Raw genomic sequence first — 25,188 nt, 5'->3', positions numbered from 1 at the left:
GGGGTAGGACTGCCGAGATGGACCCGAGGCGAGGCTGATTCGGTGAATGTGCTGGACGTACTGCTGGTCGTGGCTGCCGTTTGGTTCGCGATCGTCGGCTATCGCCAGGGCTTCGTCGTCGGCATCCTGTCGGTCCTCGGGTTTCTCGGGGGTGGCCTGGCCGCGCTGTACCTGCTGCCGCTGCTGTGGGACGAGCTGACGGCGGGCGACCGGCCGGGGACGGGACCGGCGCTCGCCGCCGTGATCGTCGTGATCATCTGTGCCTCCGTCGGCCAGGCCCTCACCACGCATCTGGGCAACAAGCTGCGGCAGTACATCACCTGGTCGCCCGCCCGGGCCCTGGATGCGACCGGGGGCGCGCTCGTCAATGTGCTCGCGATGCTGGTGGTCGCCTGGCTGATCGGCTCCGCGCTGGCCGGTACGTCGCTGCCGACGCTGGGCCGGGAGGTACGCGGCTCCAATGTCCTGCTCGGCGTCTCGCGCGTGATGCCGCAGCAGGTCAACACGTGGTTCGCCGACTTTTCCTCCGTTCTGGCCAAGAACGGGTACCCGCAGGTCTTCTCCCCCTTCTCCCGGGAGCCGATCCGTGAGGTCCGGCCGCCCGACCCGAAGCTGGCGGGCAGTCCCGTTGTCGAGCGCGCCAAGCGCAGCGTCGTCAAGGTCGTCGGTACGGCACCGAGCTGTCGGAAGGAGCTGGAGGGCAGCGGCTTCGTCTTCTCGCCGGGCAAGGTGATGACGAACGCGCATGTCGTCGGCGGGGTCCGGCATCCGACCGTGCAGGTCGGCGGCGAAGGGAGGCGCTACAGCGCCCGGGTGGTGCTCTTCGACTGGAAGCGCGACATCGCCGTGCTGGACGTTCCCGAACTGAGGGCGCCCGCACTGCGCTTCGCCGAGCAGGACGCGGAGAGCGGTGACGGCGCGATCGTGGCCGGCTTTCCGGAGAACGGCGGCTACGACGTCCGCTCGGCCCGGGTGCGCGGCCGCGTCCAGGCCGACGGTCCCGACATCTACCACCGGGGCACCGTCGGGCGAGATGTGTACTCGCTGTACACGATGATCCGGGAGGGCAACTCCGGTGGCCCGCTGCTCACCACGGACGGCCGCGTCTACGGTGTGATCTTCGCCAAGTCCCTGCGAGACGACCGCACCGGATACGCCCTCAGCGTCGATGAGATCCGTAAGGACATCACGCGGGGACGCACCGCCGAGCGGCCGGTCGACAGCCAGGGCTGTGCGATCTGAGGAACTCCGTCGGCGACGTGCCGCCCGGCACTCGACCTGCCGTCCGGCACTGCGACCTGCCGTCCGGCGCTCGGAGGGAGTGGCCGGGCGGGTGCTCAGGAGCGGGGGTGCCGGAGTCTCGCGCCCACCCAGCGTGCACGGCGACGCAGAATGCGGGGAATTCCCAGCTCGGCGCCGGCGGGATGCAGCCGACCCGTCGCGCGCGGGGAAGCCTCGCCGCGCAGGTCCCTGGAATGGCTGCGGCTACGTGCCACGTCACGGAAGTCGTGCGTCAACCCCATACCGAGGTCCCTGCCCCTGCCTCATGGTCAGTAATCGCCCGCCGGGCGCTCAATCGGCCTATGCGCCGGGCACATGTACGGGCCTGTGCGCCGCCCATGGCAACCCTGCGCCTGCCGGGCCTGTGGCGTCGGGCCTGTGACGTCGGGCTCAGCGGTCCGGTTCCGGGTCGCTGAGCCAGTGCACCAGCTCGGAGGTGAAGGTCTCCGGGTCCTCCTCGTGCGGCCAGTGCCCCAGCCCGTCGAAGAGCCGCCAGCGGTACGGGGCCTCCACGTACTCTCCCGAACCGGCCGCGCTCCGGGTCCGCATCACCGGATCGAGTGAACCGTGCAGATGCAACGTCGGCACCCGTACCGGCCGCTTCATCCGGCGGTAGAACTGCATCCCGTCCGGCCGCGCCAGCGACCGCACCAGCCACCGGTACGGCTCCACCGAGCAGTGCGCCGTGGAGGGCACGCACATCGCGCGCCGGTAGTCGTCCACCGCCAGCACGCCCGCGTGCCCGGCGGGACCGGCCGGGCTGCCGACGGGACCGGGCGGGGTGTCGCTGGGGCCGGGCGGCTTGGGGCCTGCCCACTCCCGGACCAGCCGCTCCACCAGCGCGCCCCCGTCCGCGACGAGCTGACGCTCCGGCAGCCATGGACGCTGGAACCCCCAGATGTAGGAGCTGGCCGCCGTCTGCCGTACGTCAGCCAGCATGGCGGCCCGCCAGCGGCGGGGGTGCGGCATCGAGGCGACGACGAGGCGGCGGATCAGCTTGGGCCGCATCACCGCGGCCGTCCACGCCAGGTAGCCGCCCAGGTCGTGTCCGACCAGTGCCGCGTCGGGCTCGCCCAGTGAGCGGATGACACCGGTCACATCGAGCGCGAGGTTGGCCGGGTCGTAGCCGCGCGGCGTACGGTCGCTGCCGCCCACTCCGCGCAGGTCCATCGCCACAGCCCGGTAGCCGGCGTCCGCGAGCGTCGGCAACTGGTGGCGCCACGCCCACCAGAACTGCGGAAAGCCGTGCAGCAGCAGCACCAACGGGCCTTCGCCCATTTCGGCGATGTGGAACCGCGCGCCGTTGGCCGCCACATCCCGGTGTGTCCAGGGGCCTTCGGGACGGATCACGGCCGCGGGACTGTCTGCGAACGTCATACGGACGAGCGTGTCACACCCTGCAGCTGCGGGCGTTCCTTCCCGCCGTTCTCCGCCGCACGGGGGTGCGGCCTGGCGTGCGAGAGGACGGCCGCGCTCTGCTTGGCGGAGGCCACCGACTTCTGCGGGCTCTTGCTCTTGGAGACCTTCTTGAACTTGGCCAGCGCCAGCAGCAGCAACAGCAGCGCGAGCGCGATGTAGGCGCCGCCCACGATCAGGAACGACCAGGCCAGACCGAGCCCCAGATTGTGGATGCCGAAGGCGGCGGCGAAGCTCAGCACGGGCAGCGCGAAGAGCACCAGGACCCCGGCGGCCAGGGCCGCGCCGCTGCCCAGCACACCGCGCTTGACGTCCTGCCGCAGCTCGGCCTTGGCCAGCGCGATCTCGTCGTGCACCAGCGCGGACATCTCCGCAGTGGCCGCTGCGACCAACTGGCCCAGGCTGCGGCCGTCGTCGGCTGCGCTCATCGCTGTCTCTCCCTTGTCGTCGTGCGGGCCCGGCGCGGTGCGGACCCGGTACTTCCCCTGGCTGTGGCGGCGGGCTCGGTGCGGGCTTTCCCTGCCGGTAGCCGGTCAGGCTCAGATCATGCCGGACCATCGTCCGTCACGTCGTGGCGAGTGGCCACCTCGGCGAGCCTGCGGTGCTCGGCAGCCTTCGCCTCGTAGAGCGCCGCCATGCGCAGATGGAAGTCGGGGTTGTCCTCCTCGTACATGTCGGGGACGCCGTCGCCGTCCTCGTCCCGGTTCTCGGCGTCCACCAGCGAACGGTACTTACGGGCCCGCAGTTTGAGCACGATTCCGGCGAACACGGCGGCCAGCAGCGAGCCTATGAGCACGGCCGCCTTGGCCTCGTCGGCGAGCACCGGGTTGTCGGAGAAGGCCAGTTCGCCGATCAGCAGCGAGACGGTGAAGCCGATACCGGACAGCGCCGCGATGGCCAGCACATCCGCCCAGCCCAGCTCCCGGTTGAGCTCCGCCTTGGTGAAGCGCACCGCCGCCCAGGCGCCGCCGAAGACACCGAGTGTCTTGCCCGCCAGCAGGCCGAACACCACGCCCAGCGTCTCCGGCTTGGTGAACACATCGGCCAGCGCCCCGCCCGAGATCGTCACACCCGCCGCGAACAGCGCGAAGAGGGGCACAGCGAGCCCTGCTGAGAGCGGCCTGACCAGGTGCTCGATGTGTGCGGCCGGTGAGGTCTCCTCTCCGGACCGGAGCGTGCAGCGCAGTATCAGCCCCATCGCCACCCCGGCGACCGTGGCGTGCACCCCGCTGGCGTGCATCAGCCCCCACACGACCAGGCCGAGCGGTACGTACACGTACCAGCCGCGCACGCCCCGGTGGTGCAGGAACCAGAACAGCGCCAGCCCTGCGATCGCGCCCGCCAGCGCGCCGAGGCTGATGCCCGCCGAGTAGAAGATGGCGATGATGACGATGGCGCCCAGGTCGTCGACGACGGCCAGCGTCAGCAGGAAGGCGCGCAGCGCGGAGGGCAGCCCCGTGCCGAGCACGGCCAGTACTCCCAGCGCAAACGCGATGTCCGTCGCCATCGGAATCGCCCAGCCGCGCAGGTCACCGCCGCCGCCCGCCGCGAAGGCCACATAGACCAGCGCTGGGACGGCCATCCCGCACACCGCCGAGACGATCGGCAGCGCGGCCGCCCGCGGATCGCGCAGCTCGCCGGCGACCAGCTCCCGCTTGAGCTCGATCCCGGCGACGAAGAAGAACAGGGTGAGCAGGCCGTCCTTGGCCCAGTCGGCGACCGAGAGGTTCAGATGGAGCGCCCCGGGACCGAAGTGGAAGTCCTTGATGTCGTCGTAGAAGCCGCTCGCGCCGGTGTTGGCGAGCAGCAGGGCGACGACCGCCGCGGCCAGCAGCAGGGTGCCGCCGACGGTCTCGGTACGCAGCGCGTCCGCGAGGAACCTGCGCTCGCCGAGGGGGAGCCTGCCGAGGAAGACGGAACGGCGGTTGTTGTCGTCGTTGCTGTTGCTGTTGCTGTTGCTGTTGCTGTTGCTGTCGTTGCTGTGGTCGTCGGGGCCGTGCGGCGGGGCGTGCGGGGTAGCCATGAGTGGGACTCCGGGGGTCGCGCGGACACACCTGTGGTGTGTGCCGACCAGACTTCCCGGCTCGCCCTCGGTTCTTGGTATTTTCTTTACTCGATTCCCCAAGGGTAACCAACCCCACTGACACGCCCGAGGGGGCACCCGGCGCGTTGCCGGATGCCCCCTCGCCGGGTGCCGGGCCCAGTCTTGGCTGGTGCGGGGCCCAGTCCTCGCTCGGTGCTGTGCTCAGTCCTCGCTGGGCGCGCTCGGCAGCTTGGACTGGATGAGCTCCATCACCGACGAGTCGGTGAGGGTCTGGGTGTCACCCAGCGTCCGGTTCTCCGCCACGTCCCGCAGCAGCCGGCGCATGATCTTGCCCGAGCGGGTCTTGGGCAGCTCGGCGACCGGCAGGATGCGCCTCGGCTTGGCGATCGGGCCGAGGTGCTTGGCGACGTGCGCACGCAGCTCCTCGACCAGCGCCTCGTCCTCGTCGGCACCGCCGCGCAGGATGACGAAAGCGCAGATCGCCTGCGTCGTCTGCGGGTCGGTCGCACCCACCACGGCCGCCTCGGCGACCTTCGGGTGGGAGACCAGCGCGGATTCGACCTCGGTGGTGGAGATGTTGTGCCCGGAGACGAGCATCACATCGTCCACCCGGCCGAGCAGCCACACATCTCCGTCGTCGTCCTTCTTGGCGCCGTCGCCCGCGAAGTACTTGCCCTCGAACCGCGACCAGTAGGTGTCCAGGAAGCGCTGGTCGTCGCCCCAGATGGTGCGCAGCATCGACGGCCACGGCTCGGTCAGCACGAGGTAGCCGCCGGCTCCGTCGGGCACCTCGTTGGCCTCGTCGTCCACGACTGTCGCCGAGATCCCCGGCAGCGGCACCTGCGCCGAGCCCGGCTTGGCCTCGGTGACGCCGGGCAGCGGGCTGATCATGATCCCGCCCGTCTCCGTCTGCCACCAGGTGTCGACCACCGGGGTGCGGTCACCGCCGATGTGGTGCCGGTACCACACCCACGCCTCCGGGTTGATGGGCTCGCCCACCGAGCCGAGGATGCGCAGCGAGGACAGGTCGAACTTCGCGGGGATGTCGTCGCCCCACTTCATGCTCGCGCGGATCGCGGTCGGCGCGGTGTAGAGGATGGTGACGCCGTACTTCTGCACGATCTCCCACCAGCGACCCTTGTGCGGCGAGTCGGGGGTGCCCTCGTACAGCACCTCCGTCGCGCCGTTGGCGAGCGGGCCGTAGACGATGTACGAGTGCCCGGTCACCCAGCCGACGTCGGCGGTGCACCAGAACACATCGGTCTCCGGCTTGAGGTCGAAGACCGCGTGGTGGGTGTAGGCGACCTGCGTGAGGTAGCCGCCGGTGGTGTGCAGGATGCCCTTCGGCTTACCCGTGGTGCCGGAGGTGTACAGGATGAACAGCGGGTGCTCGGCGTCGAAGTCCTGCGGGGTGTGCTGCTCGGACTGGCGGCCGACCACCTCGTGCCACCACAGGTCGCGCTCCTCGTTCCAGACGATGTCCTCCTGGCCTGTGCGCTTGACCACCAGGACGTTGCGGACCTTCTCGGTGCCCGGTCGGGTGAGCGCCTCGTCGACGGCGGGCTTGAGCGCGGACGGCGCGCCCTTGCGGTAGCCGCCGTCGGCAGTGATGACGACACGTGCGTCGGCGTCCTCGATCCGGGTCGCCAGCGCGTCGGCCGAGAAGCCGCCGAAGACCACCGAGTGCGGTGCGCCGATACGCGCGCAGGCCAGCATGGCGACAACCGTCTCCGGGATCATCGGCATGTAGATGGCGACCCGGTCGCCTGCCTGTACGCCCAGCTCGGTCAGCGCGTTGGCGGCCTGGGAGACCTCCCGCTGGAGGTCGGCGTAGGTGAGCGTGCGGGTGTCGCCGGGCTCACCCTCGAAGTTGATGGCGACGCGGTCGCCACGGCCGGCCTCCACGTGCCGGTCGACGCAGTTGTAGGCGACGTTGAGCTTGCCGTCCTTGAACCACTTGGCGAACGGCGGGTTCGACCAGTCGAGCGTCTCCGTCGGCTCGGTTCCCCAGCTCAGCCGCCGCGCCTGCTCGGCCCAGAAACCCAGGCGGTCGGCCGTGGCCTGCTCGTACGCCGCGGCGGTGACATTGGCGTTCGCGGCCAGCTCGGCGGGTGGCGCGAACCTCCGCTCCTCCTTGAGCAGGTTGGAGAGGGAAGGACTCTCGTTCATGTCGGCTCCCGTCGGCAAGTGGTGTAGACCAATCCTTATAACTGGCATGCTTAGTGATCGCGGGAGCCCGGTCAACCCCCAGCCGATCCTGGCACCTCGGACCCTGCGGGGTACAGCGGCAATCAGGGAGTCGTTGCGTGTCGTTCCGCGCCACACCGGAGTGTTGCGCTTCGCCCTGCTCCACGGTTCGCCTCCGCAGGTGAATTGCCACGGAGACGAACCCGGTTGTCCACCTCGTCCACCTCGTCCACCTCGTCGGCCTCGTCGGCGGTCTCCGGCGGCTCTCGCACAGCCACAGGAAGGTCTTGGCGTCCTTGCTGGTCCTGGCTCCTGACGGCGCCGGTCAGGAAGTGACGGGGTCGGGTCTGACGGCGGCGAACACCGGCTCGGGCCCCGGGGCGCCGAGGGCCGGGGCGCCGAGGGCCGCGGTGTCGGGAGCTGTGGTGTCGGGAGCTGTGGTGTCGAGGACGTAGGTCTGTGCCTCACCGACGTGGAAGTACATCCCGTGCAGTTCCAGCGTCCCCTCGCGCAGCCGCCGGGCCACGCACGCGTGTGCCGCGAGGTGTTCCAGCTGCTGGACGACGTTGGTCAGACACAGCGCCTCCAGTTCGTCGGCTGTCTCCCGGTCTGCCAGCCGCGGTTCGGACCGGGGCGAGCTACGGGCCACGCTACGGAACCGCTCCAGGCTGGGCAGCCCGTGCCGCAACCAGCGGCCGAGCGGGGTGTCGTCGGAGCCCTGAGCCGCTGTCGCTCCGCTGTGCAGCGCCTGCATCGCGCCGCAGCCCGAGTGGCCGCAGACAGTCACCGATTCGACGCGCAGCACGTCCACCGCGTACTCGATCGCGGCCGCGACCGACTGGTCACCGCTCTCCTCGCCAGGTGGCGGGACAAGGTTGCCCACATTGCGCACGGTGAACAGATCCCCCGGTCCGCTAGAGGTGATCATGCTGGTGACCAGGCGGGAGTCGGCGCAGGCGAGGAACAGCTGGGAGGGCTGCTGCCCCTCACGTGCCAGCCTCGCCAGCTCGTCCCGTACCAGGGGGGCCGTGGTGCGCTGGAAGTTGCGTACGCCGCCGAGGAGTTGCCCTCGCCGCGAAGGGGTCCGGGGTTCCGCACCGTCCGAGCCGGCCGAGAAGGCTGAGCGATCGGCATGGCCCATGCGGTCGGCACCGCGGGGGCCGGTTGAGCGGCCTGACCCGTCCGAACTGTCCGAACTGTTCGAGCTTTCTGTGATTTCCGAGCTTTTCGAGCCGCCCGCGCTGTCGGTTCCGTCGGCCGGGGGGCGCGTGCACTGATGGTTGCGCCACGGCGTCCACGGGGTGCAGGCGTGAATCGTCGTAGGTTCCCCGATCTCCTGCCCCGCACGGCTCTTGACCTCTGTCTCACCGCCCGTCGCCGCACGGGCGGCCTTCCAGTCCTCCAGCGCCTCGAACGCCGCGTGGTCCACGAACGACCCCTCCAGTTCCACCACCGCCTTGGCCCCGTCCGGCACCTGGGCCAGCGCCCGGCTCAGCCGGGGCACCGCCAGGAACGTCAACTGCCCCCGTACGACGACCCGGTAACTCACGGGCGGAGAGGAGGCCGGGCCGCCGTCCGCCTCGCGTTCCACGCTGATCCGGGCCCAGGCCAGCCGGTGCAGCGCCACCACCACCGCCACCGCGATGCCCAGACCGACCCCCTCCAGTACGCCCAGCAGCACCACGGCGACTGCCGCCGTGCCGAACACCAGGGCCTCGCCGTGATGTGCCACCTTTCTGATGTGGCCGGGATTGATCATCCGCACGCCCACCACCATCACCAGAGCCCCCAGCGCCGAGAGGGGGATCAGCTCCAGCACGCCGACCAGCAACCCGGCTGCCAGCACCACCCAGATCCCCTGCAGCAGTGCCGAGTTCCGGCTGACGGCTCCGGCGGCGATGTTCGCCGAGCTGCGCACGGCTACCCCGGTCACCGGCAGCCCGCCCAGGGAGCCTGACACCGCGTTGGCCACGCCGTGGGCGCGCAGCTCCCGGTCCAGGTCACTGCGCGGCACCCGGTTCGCGGCTCCGCGCGCGGCCGTGAGCTTGTCGGCGGCCACCGCGGACAGGAGGGCCTGCACGCCGGCCACCAGAGTGAGCGTCAGCACCGCCGCGCCCAGCCCCAGCACCGGCCCCTCCGGTAGATGGGGCAGCGCGTGCGAGCGCCAGGAGGGGAGGTCGACGCGGGGCAGCCTCGCATCGGCCAGCACTGTGGCCAGCGTCGCCAGGCCGACCGCGGCGAGCGCGGCGGGCACTCTTCCGGTGACAGCGCCGAGCCATCCGCCCTGCTCCTTGAGCCGGGGCCAGGCCAGCAGCACCGCGACGGTCAGCACACTGACGGAGAGGGCGGCGGGCTGCACCGAGGTGATCCGCCCCGGCAGCTCCAGCGCATTGGTGAGCGGCGAGCTGTCGGGGTCGCCGCCAAGCATCACATGGAGCTGGGCGAGCGCGATGGTGGCCCCGATTCCCGCGAGCATCCCGTGCACGACCGCGGGGCTCACGGCGAGGGCGGAGCGGGCCACCCGCAGAAAGCCGAGTCCGATCTGGGCGAGCCCGGCCAGAACGGTGATCGCGCAGGTGGTCTGCCAGCCGTATGTCTGGATCAGCTCCGCAGTGATCACCGTCAGGCCCGCGGCGGGCCCGGTGATCTGGAGTGGAGCTCCGCCCAGCCTGCCGCAGACCAGCCCGCCGACCGCTGCGGCCACCAGCCCTGACTGGAGCGGGGCGCCCGCGGCCAGCGCGATACCGAGGGAGAGCGGGAGGGCGATCAGGAAGACCGTGACGGAGGCGCTGAGATCGGCTGACCAGCGCTGTTGGGCGGGGGAGCGGTTCGGGCGGGCGGTTGGACCGCTGCACACAGGGGTGCGGTGGGACATCGCGGCTCCTCCCCAGGTCGGCACCTTGCGTGATCGTCTGATTACTCCCAGCTGGAAGTAAAAGAACAGTAATGCCAAGTAAAGCCTTGGTGAAGCGCGGAGTGGTGTCTGGCTGCCCGTGTTCCACCCATCGAGTGAACGGTGCCTGAAAAGCCGCTTGTCCTATTTGTCTTATTAACGTCTCATGTCACTTTTATCCGCGTGGCAACGCGGTCCCGGCCGGTGACCGACGAGACAAGGCGTAAGGACGAGGTGAGCCGATGGCAGCCATGCGAAGAAGACCCGCTCTGACCGCCGTGCTCCCGGCGGCGCTGGCGCTGGCGCTGGCCTCCGCCGGCTGCTCCGGCGGCGACGGTGCGCACGAGCCGGAGGAGTCGCCCGCCGGGGCACCACAGGCCAGACCCGGGGCCAAGGGGCAACTGCTGGGGGACGGTTCCACCTCGCTGACGGGACGCCAGCCCTTCCAGCCCACCCCGCGCAGGCTCGCGCCCGGCAAGAAGCCGCCGCAGTTCGTGGTCTTCTCCTGGGACGGCGCCGGAGAGGACGGCAAGAGGCTCTTCTCCCGCTTCCGCAAGGCGGGCAAGAAGTACGGCGCGGCGCAGACCTACTTCCTCAGCGGCGTCTACACGCTGCCGGAGGATGAGGCGAAACGTTACTCCCCGCCCGGACACGAGCCCGGCGCCTCGGACATCGGCTACCTCAAGGACGAGAACGTGCGTGCCACCCTCCGGCAGGTCCGCAAGGCGTGGCTGGACGGCAGCGAGATCGGGACCCACTTCAACGGTCACTTCTGCGGCCCCGACGGCGTGGACACCTGGTCCGTCGAGCAGTGGAAGAGCGAGATCAAGCAGGCCCGTTGGTTCGTCCAGCACTGGAAGACGACCACCGGCTGGGAGAAGGCCAGGGCGCTCCCGTTCGACTACGAGCGGGAGCTGATCGGCGGCCGTACGCCCTGTCTGGAGGGCCAGGAGAATCTGCTGAAGGCTGCAGAGCAGATGGGCTTCCGCTACGACTCCAGCGGGAACGGCACCCAGGTGTGGCCGGGCAAGCGGCACGGCTTGTGGGACCTGCCGCTGCAGCAGGTTCCGGTACCCGGGCGAGGGTTCGAGACCCTGTCGATGGATTACAACTTCCTCGTCAACCAGTCAGGCACCGTCGACGGCGACGTGGAGAAGCGGCCGTACTGGCAGCGCCAGATGCGTGACGGCCTGCTGCAGGGCTTCGAGCGTGCCTACAAGGGCAACCGGGCACCGATGATCATCGGTAACCACTTCGAGGACTGGAACGGCGGCATCTACATGGACGCCGTCGAAGACGTCATGAAGACGGTTTGCCGCAAGGACGGGGTCCGCTGCGTCTCGTTCCGTCAACTGGTCGACTGGCTCGATGCGCAGGACCCGCGCATGCTCGCCAAGCTGCGCACCCTCGCGGTGGGGGAGAAGCCGTCCGGCGGCTGGCGCTCCTTCCTCAGGGGGACGGGCAAGTCCGGGAACCCCCCGGGAGAGGCCAAGGCAGCGAAGGCCGGCTGAGCTGGGCCCCGGTTCCGGGCTGGACGGCTCGGAACCGGGAGGTCCGCTCGATCCCCGGCCGGCGGGGTCGGCCGGGGATCAAGCGGAGGGCGGCAGGATCGGACGGGGGCGGGACGGAAGGCAGAGGGGGCAGGCCAGGGTCAGGCCGGCTGAGGAGCGGCAGCAGCGGCCTCCTGCCGGTCCTCGCTCAGGGTGAACGAGGGGTCCACCTGGGCCGCGAGGTCCGCGCCGGTCTTCGCGTTGCCCCAGCTCTCCGCGTTGCGCAGATGGAAGTGGACCATCTGCCGGGTGTAGCGCTCCCAGTCGCGCAGCTCGTAGGAAGCATCGGCCGTCTCGTACAGCGCGGCCAGCGAGCGGGAGTTGTCCTCCTCCAGTTCGGCGAACGGAAGCGGACGGCCCTTCTCCATGGCGCGCACCCAGTCCGAGTGGCCGAAGGTCACCAGCAGGTCGTCGCCCACTTCCTGACGCAGGAAGTCGACGTCATCGGCGCTCTGCACCTTGTTGCCGACGACACGCAGCGGAACCCCGAAGTCCCGGGCATAGTCCTTGTACTGGCGGTAGACGGAGACACCCTTGCGGGTCGGCTCGGCCACCAGGAACGTCATATCGAAGCGGGTGAACATTCCGGAGGCGAAGGAGTCGCTGCCCGCCGTCATGTCGACGACCAAGTACTCCTCGCGGCCGTCCACGAGGTGGTTCAGCAGCAGTTCCACCGCGCCTGTCTTGGAGTGGTAGCAGGCAACGCCCAGGTCCGACTCGGTGAACGGCCCCGTGGCCAGTAGCCGGATATCCCCGCCGTCCAGTGCGACAGGGTGCGCACAGGCGTCGTAGACCGGATTGTCCTCTTGCAGACGCAGCAGCCGGGACCCCTCGCCGGGCGGTGTCGTCTTGATCATCTTCTCGGCGGAGGTGATCCGGGGGTTGCTGCCCCGCACGTACTCCTTGATGAGTGGCAGGTGGGCGCCCATCGCCGGCAGCGCGGCGGCCTCCGCGTCGTCCAGCCCGAGTGCCGCGCCCAAGTGCTGATTGATGTCCGCGTCGACAGCGACCACGGGAGCGCCGCGGGCGGTGAGGTGGCGAATGAACAGCGAGGACAGCGTGGTTTTTCCGCTGCCGCCCTTCCCTACGAAAGCGATCTTCATGTTCAACAGCGTAAGCCGCCGCGAGCACCGGGTCGGCCGAGGTGAGTGAAGAAGACCACTCGATCGAGGGGTTGGGCCGCCCGGCCGGGTGCGTAGGGTCGTACGCATGAGTAGCACCGCTCGCCCCGACGACGGCGGCACTTCGAAGTCCTCGGCTCCCGGCGTCTCCGCGGCGGACCCGCTCGCGCCACTCGCCGCGCTGCCGGGTGTGCCGGAGGCAGTCGAATCCGTGCGCAAGTCGGTGGACCGGGCCTACGGGCACCGCATCATGCGCCGCCGCAGCAGCGAGGTCAGCGCGGAGGCCGCGCTGCGTGGAGCCCGTGGCACCGCGGCTGTGGAGGGCGTCGACTGGGCGCTCGAAGAGGTGCGCCGCCGCAGCGACTTCAGCGTCGACGAAGAGGCACGCACGGTGGGTGCAGCGCTGCGGGTGACGGCCGAGGCCGGTCAGCTGCTCGACATCTGGCCGCAGTCACCCCTGCGCGTGCTGGCCAGGCTGCACCTGGTGGCCGCCGGCGGCGTGTCCGCGAAGGACACCGTCGGCCGCCCGCGGCGCCCCGGGGAGCCGGTCCAGGGTCCGGACATCGGCGTGGACCTGCCGGGAGCCGACGAGGTCGCAGCCAGGCTGGACGGCCTGGCGCAGCTCATCAGCGGCAACACCTCGGCCCCCGCACTGGTCGCCTCCTCGGTGGTGCACGGTGAACTGCAGGTGCTGCGCCCGTTCGGCTCGTTCAACGGGCAGGTGGCGCGCGCCGCCGAGCGTGTCGTACTGATCAGCAGCGGCCTCGATCCGAAGGCCATCTGTCCGGCCGAGGTGGGCCATGCGGAGCTTGGGCACGAGGAGTACACGGCTGCCTTGGCCGGCTACGCCTCGGGAACCCCCGAAGGGATGAGCGAGTGGATCGCGCACTGCGGCCGTGCGGTTGAGCTCGGCGTGCGGGAGAGCACCGCGGTCTGTGAGGCGATGCAGCGGGGAGCGGCCTGAGCGAGCCCTCGGGTGAGCCCTGAGCGAGTCCTGAGGTGGGCTCCGGGGCGGGCCTGGGCGCTGGCGATCATCCGGAAAGCACCGCGCTGGAGGCGTCATGGCGGAGGGGTGACGGAGCCGTCATGAGAATGCGACGGCCCCGCCACCAAGGGCGAGGCCGTCACTGGCATGTCCACCGGGTTACCAGTGCGTGCTTCACGTCGTCCAGACATCAGGGTGGGATCGTTGCCCTTCCCTGAAGGGACCTACCCGATCGCGGGCTGTGCGTCGCGTGGGTGCCCGGTATTCATGCTTCCGGTCCGTGGGGCCATCTGCGTGATACGGAATCCTTTCGGATGCCGTTGGTCTCGCGGGCCGTGATTCCTTTGTACTCCGTGCGGGAGCCGAGCGGAAGTCCTCTCCCCGGCACGAACCTAGATCTTTACTGTTGCCCGCAACTACCGCCGTACGCCCAGAAACCGGGTGTTACCCCCGAAAGCGACATGCCATGCCTCCGGGGGGAGTCGTCAGCTCGGTCGGCGCCGGTTGTTGAACCAGACGAACCCCGCCGTCGCCGCCGCGGCGCCCACCGCCACGGCGGTCAGCGCCAGCGTCGGCCGGGACGGCATGGACAGCGAGGGGATGCGCTGCTTGAGCCGCACCGGCCGGGAGAACGTCAGTACGGGCCAGTCGCGCGCGAGGGCCTCCTTGCGCAGCGCACGGTCCGGGTTGACGGCATGCGGCTGGCCGACCGCCTCCAGCATCGGCAGGTCCGTGACCGAATCGCTGTAGGCGAAGCAGCGCGCCAGGTCATAGCCCTCCGATCGGGCCAGCTCCCGGATGGCCTCCGCCTTGGTGGGACCGTAGGCGTAGTACTCGATCTCGCCGGTGAAGCGGCCGCTCTCGACGACCATCCGCGTGGCCACAACCCGGTCGGCGCCGATCATCCGCCCGATCGGCTCGACCACCTCGGCCCCCGACGACGAGACGATCACCACGTCACGGCCCGCCAGATGGTGCTTCTCGATGAGCGAGGCGGCTTCGTCGTAGATGATCGGGTCGATCAGGTCGTGAATGGTCTCCGCGACGATCTCCCTGACCTGTTCGACATCCCAGCCGCGCGCCAGTCCGGAGAGGTACTCGCGCATCCGCTCCATCTGGTCGTGATCGGCGCCACCGAGGAGATATACGAACTGCGCGTAGGCGGTCCGCAGCACTGCGCGGCGATTGATCAGGCCACCCTGGTAGAAGGACTTGCCGAAGGTGAGCGTGCTCGACTTCGCAATGACCGTCTTGTCCAGATCGAAGAAGGCGGCTGTCCGAGGCATCGCGAGATTTTCCACGCCCATGAGCATAGGCGCCCACCATTCGGCGTAAGCTGGGGCGCGTGGGTTTGCCTGAGAAGGCTCTCGGGTACACCATGGAAGTCACGGATCGTTCGCGACCGTGCTAACCCGGCCCGACTCCTCCCCCCCCGAGTCGGCCGTGGGGACGACCCCCGCTCTCCCCCCCGGCGGGGGTCGTCGCATGTCCGGGGGGCTTTTCCCGCCTCGGCCCGCAGTGGTCGGGGCTTTTTCGATCTGTCAGGACCGGACTCCCGGATTCCTCCGAACCGTAACTGAGAGTAATCGAAGGGATGCTCTCCGATAGTCACTGGTTTGGGTGAGCGAGTTATTCACAGTCTCGGGGTTGTCCACAGTTTTCGACCATGATCCACAAGTTTTTCCGGTTCGCTGCACCGTGAATCCCGTCGGCGTCCGCAGCCGTTTGCGGACGCGAGTGCCCAACTGACGGGGAGGGCCCAGAGCATGGCCGAAAACATTCTGATTGTCACCGAGGACGAGGAACTCCTTGATGACCTACTGCGACTGTGCGCAGCCGCCGGAACCGAGCCGCAGGTCGCGCACGGCGGCCCGACGAGCCGGACCGGGTGGGCGTCCTGGAGCGGTGCCACCGCATGGGAACGAGCGCCCCTGGTGCTCGTCGGCGACGACTGCGCAAGCGCCTCCGGCTTCGGCGGTGGCCCGGCGCCCGATGTGGGGCTCGACCGCCAGGGCCCACCGAGCGCGGGCGGGACGGCGACACGGCGGCCAGGGGTGCTGCTGGTCGGGCGGGACTGGGACGACTCCGGCGTGTGGGAGCGCGGAGTCCGGATCGGGGCCGAGAGCGTGGTCCTGCTCCCCGACGCGGAGGGCTGGCTGACCGGCCGTATCGCCGACGCGCTGGAAGGAGTCGGCCAGGCCGCCCTGACCGTCGGCGTCATCGGCGGACGGGGCGGAGCCGGAGCCTCCACGCTGGCCTGCGCGCTCGCGGTCACTGCGGCACGTGCCGGGGAACGGACCATGCTCATCGACGCCGACCCGCTCGGCGGCGGGCTGGACATCCTGCTCGGCGCGGAACGGACGCCGGGACTGCGCTGGCCGGACTTCGCCGAGTCCCGCGGCCGGGTCGGCGGCGCCGCCCTCGCCGAGTCCCTGCCGCGTACGGACGAACTGACCGTGCTCAGCTGGGACCGGGGCGAACGCGTAGTGCTACCCGCCGACGCCATGAAATCGGTGCTCTGCGCCGCGCGGCGGCGTGGCGGCGTGGTCGTCGTCGACCTGCCCCGGCAGGCGGACGAAGCCGTCGCGGAGGCGCTGGTCCAGCTCGACCTCGGGCTGGCAGTGGTACCGGCGGAGCTGCGTGCCGTGGCCGCGGCGCACCGGGTGGCCGCCCGGACACAACTGGTCGTCCGCGATCTGCGGGCAGTGGTGCGCCCACCGGGCGGGCCGCAAAGTGCCCGTGGATACGGCTCCGGCCTGGACGACGCGGAAGTCGCCCGGCTGCTCGGGCTGCCGCTGGCCGGGGAGCTTCCCTGGGAACGCGGCCTGCTGGAGCACATCGACCGTGGCAGGCCGCCCGGCTCCGCGCGGGACGGTGCTCTGGCCCGCTTCTGCGACCGGCTCTGGGAGCGCGTGCTCAGCCAGGGAGCGATGGCGGCATGACGGGAGTGGCAAGGAGTCGGTGTGCCGCCACCGCGGCACCGGATGGGCCTCGTTTCCGAGTGGGCGAGGCTGCTGCGGACACATCGGGAGCGGGCGTGGGAGTCGGCTCAGGACCGACCGGAGAACGCCCAGGAGCCGGGGACGCGGGTCCGGAGGGGACGGGGGCCGGTGCCCGGTTGCTGGACTCGGTCCGGCGCAGCCTCGCCGAGGCCGGAGCGGAACCGACCCCCGCGCGGGTGGCGGCCGCACTGCGGGCTCAGGGGCGGCTGATGGGGGACAGCGCGGTGCTGGGCGTGGTGGAAGCCCTGCGCTCCGAACTGGTCGGCGCCGGTCCGCTGGAGCCGCTGCTGGCGGATTCGGAGGTCACCGACGTCCTGGTGACCGCCCCCGATCAGGTATGGGTCGACCGGGGTCACGGACTGGAGCTGACCGGCGTGCGCTTTCCCGACGCCGCCGCCGTCCGCAGGCTCGCCCAGCGGCTGGCGACCTCGGCAGGACGCCGCCTCGACGACGCCCGCCCCTGGGTCGACGCCCGGCTCCCCGACGGCACCCGGCTGCACGCTGTGCTGCCCCCGGTGGCCGTGGGCTCAACCTGCTTGTCCCTGCGGGTGGTGCGCCCCCGGGCCTTCGGCCTCGACGAACTCGTCGCCGCCGGAACTGTGCCGCCCGGAGGGGAGCGGCTGTTGCGGGCCGTGCTGGACGCGCGCCTCTCCTTCGTCGTCAGCGGCGGCACCGGCTGCGGCAAGACCACACTGCTCTCCACGCTGCTGGGACTGGTAGGCCCGGACGAACGCATCGTCCTCGCCGAGGACTCGGCGGAGCTCCGGCCCGACCACCCGCACGTCGTAAGGCTGGAGGCACGCCCAGCCAACCAAGAGGGCGTGGGCCGTGTGGAACTGCGCGACCTGGTACGGCAAGCGCTGCGCATGCGGCCCGACCGGCTTGTCGTGGGCGAGGTACGAGGACCCGAAGTCACCGACCTGCTGGCCGCTTTGAACACCGGCCATGAAGGAGGTTGCGGCACCGTTCATGCGAACGCCGCTGCCGATGTCCCGGCCCGGCTCGAGGCCCTGGGTACCACGGCCGGGCTCGACAGGGCCGCGCTGCACAGTCAGTTGGCGGCGGCACTGGATGTGATCGTGCACCTGGTGCGAGGGCGGGACGGCAGGAGGCGGGTCGCTCAGATCCATGTGCTGGAGCGCGATGCCGACGGGTTGGTGACAACGGTGCCGGCTGCCGTGTGGAACGGTGCGGACGGTCGCCGGAGGGGAACCGTCGGCAAGACCGCGAGTGGATTCGCACGCGAGCGCGGCTGGCGGCGGTTGGAGGAGCTGTGCATGCGGCGCCACGCCGACGAGTTCGGGGGAGGTGCCGAAAGCCGCCTGTCGGCAGGCGCTAAGTGGGCCGAGGACGCGGCGGCCGGGGCGTGGCCGTCGTGGTCGGTGCCTGCCGAGAGGGGTGCTCGGTGACCACGGCGACAGGTTCTGGAATGGCGGGGACCGAGCCAGCAGTGGCCTACGCCGCGTACGCAGCGGTGGTGTGTGCCGGAGCGGCGGCCTGGCTGATGACCGGGCGGCAGGACGGGGCACGGCGCGCCAGGCTGCTGCTCGCGGGCGGAGCACAGGCGGTGGCGCGATGGCCGGCCTTCGAGCCCCCTGGCTGGTGGCTGGACGCCATCGAAGGGGTGCGGCGACGCCTGGGCGGGCGGGCCGGAACCGAGTGGTGGTGCCTGCCGGTGGGCCTCGTGGTGGGGTTGCTGGGGCAGTCAGTGCTGCCGCTGGTTGCCGGACTCGCGGCGGTCCCTCTCGTCCGGCGTCGGCTGCGGCGCCGTGCTGCCGATCAGGCAGCCCGCGAACGCGAGACAGCTGTGGTGGGGCTGTGTGCGGCCGTGGCGGGTGAACTACGGGCCGGCCGCCAGCCGGACGGGGCACTACTCGCGGTCGACCGCGCCGTGGTGCGGCGCTTCGGCGAGCCGGGAGCCGCCGTGCTGGCAGCGGCCCGGTTCGGCGGAGACGTCCCCGCTGCGCTGCGGGAAGCGGCGCTGCTGCCCGGTGGCGAGGGGTTGGCCGGAGCCGCCGCCTGCTGGCAGGTGGCGGTCGAAGGCGGAGCGGGACTGGCCGAGGGCCTGGAGGCAGTGGCCGGTTCGGTGCGTGCCCGCATCGAGCAGCGGGAGGAGCTGCGGACTCAGCTTGCCGGTCCCCGCTCCACCGCCCTGGTGCTCGCACTGCTGCCGGTTTTCGGGCTGGCCATGGGCGCGGCCATGGACGCCGATCCGCTGTGGATTCTGCTGCACACCCCGGCCGGTCTCCTCTGCCTGGCGGCAGGGCTGCTGCTGGAGTGGGCCGGGCTGGCCTGGGTCGCTCACATCGTGCGCGCGGCCGAGGGAGCCGACGAGCCCCGGAAGGCGAGGGAGGTGGCGCGGGCCGAGCGCCGTACGCAACCGGGCGAACGGGTGGCGGAGCCGGTGCGGAGTCGGGCGAGTGGGAGTTGGTCGAGGTGAGCGGTGGAGGTGCGGAGCTGGTCCCCGCCCGGTGGGCGGAAGCGGCAGAGGTTGTCCCCACCCTGTGGATGTGGGCTCCGGCGGCGGTGGCGGTGCTGGCCGCGGCTTGGTGCGTGGCGACAGCTGTGGACACGGCCCGTCGGGAGGGGGCCGCGCGGCGACGCGTGAACCTTCTGTGCGGGGTTGCGGGCAGGGGAGGGGTGGTGGATCAGCCGCCGGGCCGTTGGGCGGTGGCCAGGCGGAAGTGGGAGGGGGTCCTGCGGACAAGACGGGCCCGGGAGGGCATGGGCGTGGCCGGTGCCGGGGTGCTGGGCGTGGTGCTGATCGGCGGCCCGGTGGGGTGGCTGGTGGGCGGAGCGGCTGCGTGGGGCACCTGGCGGTGGCTACGGCGGCAGTCCGCAGCGGAGGACCCACAGGGCGCGGGGGAGCGGGCTGCCGAGGAGCAGCTTCCCCTGGCTGCCGAACTGATGGCCGCGTGCCTCGCGGCAGGTGCGGGCCCGGAGCGTGCGGCGGAGGCGGTCGGTGGCTCGGTGGGCGGGCCGCTGGGGGAGCGGCTGGCGGGTGCGGCGACGGAGCTGCGGCTGGGAGCTGAACCGGGCCTGGTGTGGGGACGGTTCGCGAAGCAGCCGTGGGGCGTGGAGTTCGCCCGGTGCATGGAGCGGGCCGGTGTGGCCGGGGTGCCTGCGGTGGAGTCCGTGACCCGGCTGGCGGCCGAGTTGCGTGGCAGCCGTGCGCGCGCCGCGAGCAGCCGAGCCCGCCGGGCGGCCGTACTGGTCACAGGACCCTTGGGGCTGTGCTTCCTGCCGGCCTTCCTGGCAGTGGGTGTGGTGCCCGTACTTCTGGGGCTGGCGCGGTCGCTGTGGTGAGGGGAGCAGTGCTGAGGGAGGAAATGCCCAGGGAGGAAATGCCCAGGGAGGAAATGCCCAGGGAGGAAGAGCTGAGGGACGAGTGAGTGGCCGGGCCAGGTCGGAAGCAGGAAGAGGGAGCGAAGTGGACGTGGGTACTGCGGTGTTGGTGAGGGTGCGGCTGTTGACGCGGCTGTTGTGGAAGGGCACGCGGGCGCGGCGGAAGCTCTGCGGGGACAGGGGGATGAGTACGGCCGAGTACGCAATGGGCACGCTGGCGGCGGTCGCACTGGCGGCGGTGCTCTACAAGGTCGTCAACAGCGGTGCGGTGGGCGCGGAGTTGCAGGGACTGGTCGAACGGGCGCTCCGTGCACCGTTCTGAGCGGTCCGCGGCGGCGGGCGCGGGCCCGGAACCGCGTTCGCCCTCGCGCCTGCGCCCTCGCCCGCGTCTGTGGGGCGGTAGATGGAGGGGCGGCGATCCGTGCGCGGGCTATGTCACGGCCGAGGCCGCCGTGGTGATTCCGGCTCTGGTGCTGCTGGTCGCGGGGCTGTTGTGGGGGCTGATGGCCGCGGTGGCGCGGATTCAGTGCGTGGACGCCGCCCGGGCCGGGGCGCGGGCGGCGGCGCGCGGCGAGCCCGAGGCAGGGGTGTCCCGGGCCGCGCGGTCGGCAGCGCCGCACGGCGCCCGGGTGCAGATGACGAGGGAGGGCGAGCTGGTGAGAGTCGCGGTGCGGGCGAGGACGGCCGGTCCGGGGCCGCTGAGTGTGGAGCTGCGGTCGGAGGCGGTAGCGGCGGACGAGAGGCGGGCGGGTGGTGGACAGGCTCCGTAGCGACCGCGGGTCGGCCTCGGTGTGGGCGGCGCTGAGTGTGGTGGTGCTGTGCGGGGTGTTCGCGGGGGTGCTGGGGTTCGGCCAGGCGGTGTACGTACGGCACCGGGCGGGTGCCGTCGCCGACCTGGCGGCGCTCGCGGCGGCCGACCGGGCACTGGAGGGCCCAGGGCCGGCGTGCGCGGCGGCGCGCCGGGTGGCGCGGGCACAGGATGCGCGGGTGGTCCGGTGCGCGGTCCGGGGAGAGATTGCTGACCTGGACGCGGGGGTGCGCTGGGGCGCCTACACCGCACGCGTACGGTCCCGCGCGGGCCCGGCCGACCACCCGGTGGCTCGTCCGGCCGCCCATTCGGCGATTCCCGTGGCGGCTCGTCCGGTGTGGAGGGCCCGTCGGGGGAGGTGAGGCCGCTCGGAGGCGGGCCTGATGCCTGGCCGCGGTCGGGGTGGAAGGGGGGCCATGGCCGTGGGGCCCGTGACGGCAGGTGTCAGGTGGCGGAGCGGAGGAGTTCGGTGAGGAGGCGGATGGCGCCGCGTTTGTGAAGCGGGTCGTTGGCGTTGCCGCACTTGGGGGACTGGATGCAGGAGGGGCAGCCCGCCTCGCATTCGCAAGCGGCGATGGCGTCGCGGGTGGCGGTCAGCCAGTCCCGGGCGGTGTGGAAGGCGCGCTCGGCGAAGCCGGCCCCGCCGGGCTGGCCGTCGTAGACGAAGACGGTGGGAAGGAGGGTGTCGGGGTGCAGGGCGATGGAGACGCCGCCGATGTCCCAGCGGTCGCAGGTGGCGAACAGCGGCAGCATGCCGATCGCGGCGTGCTCGGCGGCGTGCAGTGCGCCCTCGAGGATCTCCGGGTTGATCCGGGCGGCGTCGAGCTGGTCGTCGGTGACGGTCCACCAGACGGCCCGGGTGCGCAGAGTGCGGGGCGGAAGGTCCAGCTTGGTCTCGCCGAGGACCTCGCCGGTGATCAGACGGCGGCGCAGATAGGAGACGACCTGATTGGTGACCTCGACGGAGCCGAAGCACAGCCGGGCCTCGCCCCAGGGGACCTCGGCCTCGGTCTCCAGTACGGCCAGCGAGGTGGTGTCGCGGGCCATCGTCGTCCAGGGCGGGGAGGCTTCGTCCACCAGCGCTGCGGAATCCTCCAGGTCGAGCCGTCGCACCACATAGGTGCGGCCCTGGTGCAGGTGGACGGCGCCCTCGTGGACGGTGGTGTGTGCGGCTCCGGCGTCGACGGTGCCCAGCAGGCGGCCGGTGTCCGCTTCGACGACCTGTACCGGTTTTCCGCCACTGCCCCGGATGTCGGTCAGATCGGCGGCCCGCTCCTTGCGGGTCCAGTGCCAGCCGGAGCTGCGGCGGCGGAGCAGCTTGCGCTTTTCGAGCTTGCTCAGCAGCTGGGGGGTCTGGGGCCCGAAGAGGTCGAAGTCGGCCTCGGTGAGGGGGATCTCGGCTGCGGCTGCGCACAGGTGTGGAGCGAGGACGTAGGGGTTGTCCGGGTCCAGAACGGTGGACTCGACCGGGGTGTGGAAGACGGATTCGGGGTTGTGGACGAGATAGGTGTCCAGCGGCTCGTCACGGGCGATCATGATGGCCAGCGCGCCCTGACCGGCCCGGCCCGCGCGGCCGGCCTGCTGCCAGAGGGAGGCGCGGGTGCCGGGATAGCCCGTGATGAGGACGGCGTCCAGCCCGGAGATGTCGATGCCGAGTTCCAGCGCGTTCGTCGCGGCCAGGCCCAGCAGCTCGCCGGTGTGCAGGGCGCGTTCGAGGGCGCGTCGCTCTTCGGGCAGGTAGCCGCCGCGGTAGGCGGCGATCCGTGAGGAGAGACCCCCTCGCCGGCCAATCCCGTGCTCACGCCCACGCTCACGCCCGTGCCCACGCCCACGCTCGCGTCAGTCTCCGCGGCGTCCGCTCCCGCCGCCCCAGGGGTGTCCTCGGGCGTCCCCTCGGGCGCGTCCTGGTGCCGGTCCTCGGTTGCCCCGGGGCTTCGAGGGGCCGGGATGGCGGCGAGGCGGTCCTGGGCGATGAGGGAGATCAGCTCGGCGCCGCGCCGGGAGCGGACGAAGGCGACGGTGCGTACGCCTTCGGCCGCGAGGTCGGTCAGAAGCTCGGCAGCCTCCGCCGTGGCGGTGCGGCGGACGGGGGCGCCGCGTTCGCCCTCCAGCTCGGTCAGCGGCGGCTCCCACAGGGCGAAGACCGTCTCGCCGCGCGGGGAGGTGTCCTCGGTGATCTCGACGGGCCGTACGCCGGTCAGCCGGGCGGCGCCCTCGCCGGGCGCGGCGGCGGTGGCGGAGGCGAGGAGGAAGACGGGCTCGGAGCCGTAGCGGGCACACACCCGGCGCAGGCGGCGCAGGACCTGGGCGACGTGGGAGCCGAAGACGCCGCGGTAGGTGTGGCACTCGTCGATGACGACATAGCGCAGTGCGCGCAGGAAGGAGGACCACCGGGTGTGGCCGGGCAGCAGGCCCCGGTGGAGCATGTCCGGGTTGGTGAGCACGTAGTTGGCGTACAGCCGCACCCATTCGCGCTCTTCCATCGGCGTGTCCCCGTCGAAGACCGCGGCTCGTACGGCCGTGCCCAGCGGGGCGGCCAGATCGGTGACGGCGCGCCGCTGGTCGGCGGCGAGGGCCTTGGTGGGAGCCAGGTACAGCGCGGTGGTGCCGCGGCCGTTCGGGGCCTCGGAGCCGTCCAGCAGGGTACTGAGAACAGGAGCGAGGTAGGAGAGGGATTTCCCGGAGGCGGTGCCTGTGGCGATGATCACCGAATCGCCGTCGAGGGCGTGTGCGGCGGCGCGGGCCTGGTGCTCCCAGGGGCGGTCGATGCCGGCCTGCTGTACGGCCTCGATCACTTCTGGCCGGATCCGGTCGGGCCAATGCGCATGGCGACCGTTTCGCGGGGGCAAGTGCTCCGTATGGGTGACACGCCCGGCGCGGTCCGGCCCCTTGGTGAGACGAGCGAGCACGTCGCGAGGGTCGCCGCAGGAAGCCGAGCGGTGGGGCTCGACTCGCGGGCGTACGCTCGCGGACCGGGTGTGCTGTTCGTTGGCCATCGGTACCGAGTGTGTCACTGGCGAGGCGGACAATGACCGCAAGGCGTCGTCCTAGCCTGCTGGTAAGTGATTGAATGCCTCTGCGGCTGCCGATCCGTCCCCTGCCTTTGGGGGTACCTCCCTCCGTCAGGGCAGGGGGAGGGAGAACCGAGGGGGCTGACCGCTCGATAGCAAGGTGCTGGAGGATCCGTGGACCTGTCCCTGTCGACCCGTACCGTCGGCGATCGCACGATCGTCGAGGTCGGTGGCGAGATTGATGTATACACCGCGCCCAAGCTGCGCGAGCAACTGGTCGAGCTCGTAAACGACGGCAGCTACCACCTCGTCGTGGACATGGAGGGTGTCGACTTCCTCGACTCCACCGGGCTCGGCGTGCTCGTCGGTGGGCTCAAGAGGGTGCGTGCCCACGAGGGCTCGCTGCGCCTGGTCTGCAACCAGGAGCGCATTCTCAAGATCTTCCGGATCACCGGACTGACGAAGGTGTTCCCGATCCACTCCTCGGTCGACGAGGCCGTAGCGGCCACTGACTGATGTGCCGGGCCGTCGGTCCGCCCCGCGTGGGGTGGCCCGACGGCTTACCGGTTGACTGTGAGGCGGGCGCCGGGTCCCGGATCGTTCCGAGCCCCGGACGGGCGCCACAGACACTCAGGGAAACCGAGGGGGATGGCATGGCCACCGTTGAGCTGCTCTTCAGTGCGCTGCCGGAGCACGTCCGTACGGCGCGGCTGGTGGCCGCCGCCGTGGCGCGGCGGGCCGGGGTCGACGAAGCCGTGCTCGACGAGGTGCGGCTGGCTGTCGGCGAGGCGTGCACGCGCGCCGTCGGCCTGCATATGAGCCACGGCCTCAGCAGCCCGGTGCGGGTGTCGCTCATCGAGGACGAGAAGAAGTTCTCCATCGAGGTGGGGGACGACGCGCCGCACCGGCGTTTCTCGCTGCCCGGCGGCACTCTCGGTGCCGGCGCGGGTTCCGGTGCCCGGAGTGAAGCCGAGGCCAACGGCAACGGTCCCGCAGGCGGTGGCGGTGGCGGTGGCCTGGTCGAGGCGGAGGGGAAGCTGCTGCCCGGAGCGCGGGACGAGATTCCCGAGCCGGTCCCGGAGGAGGAAGAGGGCGACGGCGAGATGGGTCTCGCGGTGATCAGCGGGCTGGTGGACGACGTCGAAGTGACGACCGACGAGAACGGCGGCGTGATCCGCATGAGCTGGCCCACGACGGAGCCGGTCCTCCCCTGAGCCGCCCCCTGGCCCGGGGCACCCACGCGAGAGCGCGCCTGGCGCGTTCTCCCCGCGACAGACGTGCTCGCCCCGCGCCGGGCGCCTCTTGCCCCGCAACAGGAGCTTTCTGGCCTCGCGACAGACGCATCACGCCCCGCGACAGCCGCGCCTCGCCTCCAACGGGGGCAGCTCGTCCCGCCTCCCCCGAACTCCCCCTGAACCTCCACACCCTCACACGTGCTGGCCCATCACATCTGGTCGGGGTTCTCGATCTTTCGGGGAGCCTGGCCGGGGCCTTTCGCGATCTTCTTTTCCGATCTTGTGATCGCCGCGGTCGACATTTGTGACC

At 71.3% G+C, this 25,188-nt stretch carries 20 protein-coding genes and 2 pseudogenes; 12 read left to right on the top strand and 10 right to left on the bottom strand.

The genetic code is table 11. The annotated features are described in order from the left end of the window. The first annotated feature begins 42 nt into the window (after window positions 1-42). On the top strand, window positions 43-1,242 hold the full coding sequence (locus tag JW592_RS18440) for a MarP family serine protease (RefSeq protein ID WP_209266226.1): 1,200 nt from the start codon (window positions 43-45) through the stop codon (window positions 1,240-1,242). Window positions 1,243-1,337: 95 nt separating this feature from the next. Here JW592_RS18440 and JW592_RS32825 read toward each other — a convergent pair whose 3' ends face one another. The 6 genes from JW592_RS32825 to JW592_RS18415 form a co-directional block, all read right to left on the bottom strand. Further along, complete coding sequence (locus JW592_RS32825) at window positions 1,338-1,523, bottom strand: hypothetical protein (protein WP_229376323.1); 186 nt, start codon at window positions 1,521-1,523, stop codon at window positions 1,338-1,340. A gap of 148 nt (window positions 1,524-1,671) precedes the next feature. After that, window positions 1,672-2,658, bottom strand: a complete 987-nt coding sequence (locus JW592_RS18435; RefSeq protein WP_209266225.1) for an alpha/beta fold hydrolase — start codon at window positions 2,656-2,658, stop codon at window positions 1,672-1,674. After that, on the bottom strand, window positions 2,655-3,125 hold the full coding sequence (locus JW592_RS18430; protein ID WP_209266224.1) for a phage holin family protein: 471 nt from the start codon (window positions 3,123-3,125) through the stop codon (window positions 2,655-2,657). The genes JW592_RS18435 and JW592_RS18430 overlap by 4 nt, the downstream gene beginning before the upstream one ends. A gap of 116 nt (window positions 3,126-3,241) precedes the next feature. Next, entirely contained in the window at window positions 3,242-4,720 is a 1,479-nt protein-coding gene (gene nhaA / locus JW592_RS18425; protein WP_229376322.1) for a Na+/H+ antiporter NhaA, read from the bottom strand. A gap of 222 nt (window positions 4,721-4,942) precedes the next feature. Continuing rightward, a complete protein-coding gene (gene acs / locus JW592_RS18420) occupies window positions 4,943-6,910 on the bottom strand; it encodes an acetate--CoA ligase (protein WP_209266223.1) in 1,968 nt (655 codons plus the stop codon). Between the two features lie 343 nt (window positions 6,911-7,253). Further along, entirely contained in the window at window positions 7,254-9,803 is a 2,550-nt protein-coding gene (locus tag JW592_RS18415; RefSeq protein WP_209266222.1) for a bifunctional SulP family inorganic anion transporter/carbonic anhydrase, read from the bottom strand. Between the two features lie 260 nt (window positions 9,804-10,063). Between JW592_RS18415 and JW592_RS18410 the strand changes: the two genes are divergently transcribed. Continuing rightward, the gene (locus JW592_RS18410; protein ID WP_209266221.1) at window positions 10,064-11,332 is read left to right on the top strand and encodes a polysaccharide deacetylase family protein; all 1,269 of its coding nucleotides are present in this window, start codon (window positions 10,064-10,066) and stop codon (window positions 11,330-11,332) included. Window positions 11,333-11,472: 140 nt separating this feature from the next. Here the strand turns inward: JW592_RS18410 and JW592_RS18405 are convergent, their stop codons facing one another. After that, on the bottom strand, window positions 11,473-12,474 hold the full coding sequence (locus JW592_RS18405; RefSeq protein ID WP_209266220.1) for an ATP-binding protein: 1,002 nt from the start codon (window positions 12,472-12,474) through the stop codon (window positions 11,473-11,475). A gap of 106 nt (window positions 12,475-12,580) precedes the next feature. Here JW592_RS18405 and JW592_RS18400 point away from each other — a divergent pair, with 106 nt between their 5' ends. Continuing rightward, complete coding sequence (locus JW592_RS18400) at window positions 12,581-13,456, top strand: Fic family protein (protein WP_209266219.1); 876 nt, start codon at window positions 12,581-12,583, stop codon at window positions 13,454-13,456. Between the two features lie 506 nt (window positions 13,457-13,962). Here JW592_RS18400 and JW592_RS18395 read toward each other — a convergent pair. Continuing rightward, window positions 13,963-14,790: an HAD family hydrolase gene (locus JW592_RS18395; RefSeq protein WP_209266218.1), complete on the bottom strand. Its 828-nt coding sequence runs from the start codon at window positions 14,788-14,790 to the stop codon at window positions 13,963-13,965. A gap of 453 nt (window positions 14,791-15,243) precedes the next feature. On the opposite strand from JW592_RS18395, the gene ssd reads away from it, so the two are divergent. The 7 genes from ssd (at window position 15,244) to JW592_RS18360 (ending at window position 20,994) form a co-directional block, all read left to right on the top strand. Beyond that, complete coding sequence (gene ssd / locus JW592_RS18390) at window positions 15,244-16,419, top strand: septum site-determining protein Ssd (protein WP_209266217.1); 1,176 nt, start codon at window positions 15,244-15,246, stop codon at window positions 16,417-16,419. 95 nt (window positions 16,420-16,514) lie between these two features. Continuing rightward, a complete protein-coding gene (locus JW592_RS18385; protein ID WP_372446533.1) occupies window positions 16,515-17,888 on the top strand; it encodes a TadA family conjugal transfer-associated ATPase in 1,374 nt (457 codons plus the stop codon). 20 nt (window positions 17,889-17,908) lie between these two features. Next, window positions 17,909-18,919 (top strand): type II secretion system F family protein, encoded by a 1,011-nt coding sequence (locus JW592_RS18380; RefSeq protein ID WP_209266216.1) that lies wholly within the window; start codon window positions 17,909-17,911, stop codon window positions 18,917-18,919. Window positions 18,920-19,122: 203 nt separating this feature from the next. Then, window positions 19,123-19,785, top strand: coding sequence for a type II secretion system F family protein (locus tag JW592_RS18375; RefSeq protein WP_307805455.1), 663 nt, complete (start codon window positions 19,123-19,125; stop codon window positions 19,783-19,785). A 142-nt stretch (window positions 19,786-19,927) separates the two neighbouring features. Then, a complete protein-coding gene (locus JW592_RS32820) occupies window positions 19,928-20,146 on the top strand; it encodes a DUF4244 domain-containing protein (protein ID WP_372446539.1) in 219 nt (72 codons plus the stop codon). A gap of 49 nt (window positions 20,147-20,195) precedes the next feature. Continuing rightward, the gene (locus JW592_RS18365; RefSeq protein ID WP_372446538.1) at window positions 20,196-20,594 is read left to right on the top strand and encodes a TadE family type IV pilus minor pilin; all 399 of its coding nucleotides are present in this window, start codon (window positions 20,196-20,198) and stop codon (window positions 20,592-20,594) included. Further along, on the top strand, window positions 20,578-20,994 hold the full coding sequence (locus JW592_RS18360; protein ID WP_209266214.1) for an Rv3654c family TadE-like protein: 417 nt from the start codon (window positions 20,578-20,580) through the stop codon (window positions 20,992-20,994). The genes JW592_RS18365 and JW592_RS18360 overlap by 17 nt, the downstream gene beginning before the upstream one ends. 82 nt (window positions 20,995-21,076) lie before the next feature. Here JW592_RS18360 and JW592_RS33600 read toward each other — a convergent pair. Then, a pseudogene (locus JW592_RS33600) lies at window positions 21,077-22,482 on the bottom strand (Zn-binding domain-containing protein); the annotation flags it as partial. A 105-nt stretch (window positions 22,483-22,587) separates the two neighbouring features. Then, window positions 22,588-23,628, bottom strand: a pseudogene (locus JW592_RS33595) (DEAD/DEAH box helicase); the annotation flags it as partial. A gap of 189 nt (window positions 23,629-23,817) precedes the next feature. Between JW592_RS33595 and bldG the strand changes: the two are divergent. Next, on the top strand, window positions 23,818-24,159 hold the full coding sequence (bldG, locus tag JW592_RS18345; RefSeq protein ID WP_016473000.1) for an anti-sigma factor antagonist BldG: 342 nt from the start codon (window positions 23,818-23,820) through the stop codon (window positions 24,157-24,159). Between the two features lie 137 nt (window positions 24,160-24,296). Continuing rightward, a complete protein-coding gene (locus JW592_RS18340; RefSeq protein ID WP_209266213.1) occupies window positions 24,297-24,857 on the top strand; it encodes an ATP-binding protein in 561 nt (186 codons plus the stop codon). Window positions 24,858-25,188: the final 331 nt, after the last annotated feature.

The sequence above is a fragment of the Streptomyces spirodelae genome, assembly GCF_017676385.1.
GTDB lineage: Bacteria > Actinomycetota > Actinomycetes > Streptomycetales > Streptomycetaceae > Streptomyces > Streptomyces spirodelae.
This window is presented reverse-complemented; position numbering and strand designations above follow the sequence as displayed.

Bases quoted from the DNA above. Each gene is read 5' to 3' on its own strand.
- JW592_RS18405 (WP_209266220.1), bottom strand. From the start codon at position 12,474: ATGAAGATCGCTTTCGTAGGGAAGGGCGGCAGCGGAAAAACCACGCTG.
- JW592_RS18430 (WP_209266224.1), bottom strand. From the start codon at position 3,125: ATGAGCGCAGCCGACGACGGCCGCAGCCTGGGCCAGTTGGTCGCAGCG.
- JW592_RS18395 (WP_209266218.1), bottom strand. From the start codon at position 14,790: ATGCTCATGGGCGTGGAAAATCTCGCGATGCCTCGGACAGCCGCCTTC.
- JW592_RS18435 (WP_209266225.1), bottom strand. From the start codon at position 2,658: ATGACGTTCGCAGACAGTCCCGCGGCCGTGATCCGTCCCGAAGGCCCC.
- JW592_RS32825 (WP_229376323.1), bottom strand. From the start codon at position 1,523: ATGGGGTTGACGCACGACTTCCGTGACGTGGCACGTAGCCGCAGCCAT.
- acs (WP_209266223.1), bottom strand. From the start codon at position 6,910: ATGAACGAGAGTCCTTCCCTCTCCAACCTGCTCAAGGAGGAGCGGAGG.
- JW592_RS18380 (WP_209266216.1), top strand. From the start codon at position 17,909: ATGGCGGGGACCGAGCCAGCAGTGGCCTACGCCGCGTACGCAGCGGTG.
- ssd (WP_209266217.1), top strand. From the start codon at position 15,244: ATGGCCGAAAACATTCTGATTGTCACCGAGGACGAGGAACTCCTTGAT.
- nhaA (WP_229376322.1), bottom strand. From the start codon at position 4,720: ATGGCTACCCCGCACGCCCCGCCGCACGGCCCCGACGACCACAGCAAC.
- JW592_RS18400 (WP_209266219.1), top strand. From the start codon at position 12,581: ATGAGTAGCACCGCTCGCCCCGACGACGGCGGCACTTCGAAGTCCTCG.
- JW592_RS18410 (WP_209266221.1), top strand. From the start codon at position 10,064: ATGGCAGCCATGCGAAGAAGACCCGCTCTGACCGCCGTGCTCCCGGCG.
- JW592_RS18415 (WP_209266222.1), bottom strand. From the start codon at position 9,803: ATGTCCCACCGCACCCCTGTGTGCAGCGGTCCAACCGCCCGCCCGAAC.
- JW592_RS18340 (WP_209266213.1), top strand. From the start codon at position 24,297: ATGGCCACCGTTGAGCTGCTCTTCAGTGCGCTGCCGGAGCACGTCCGT.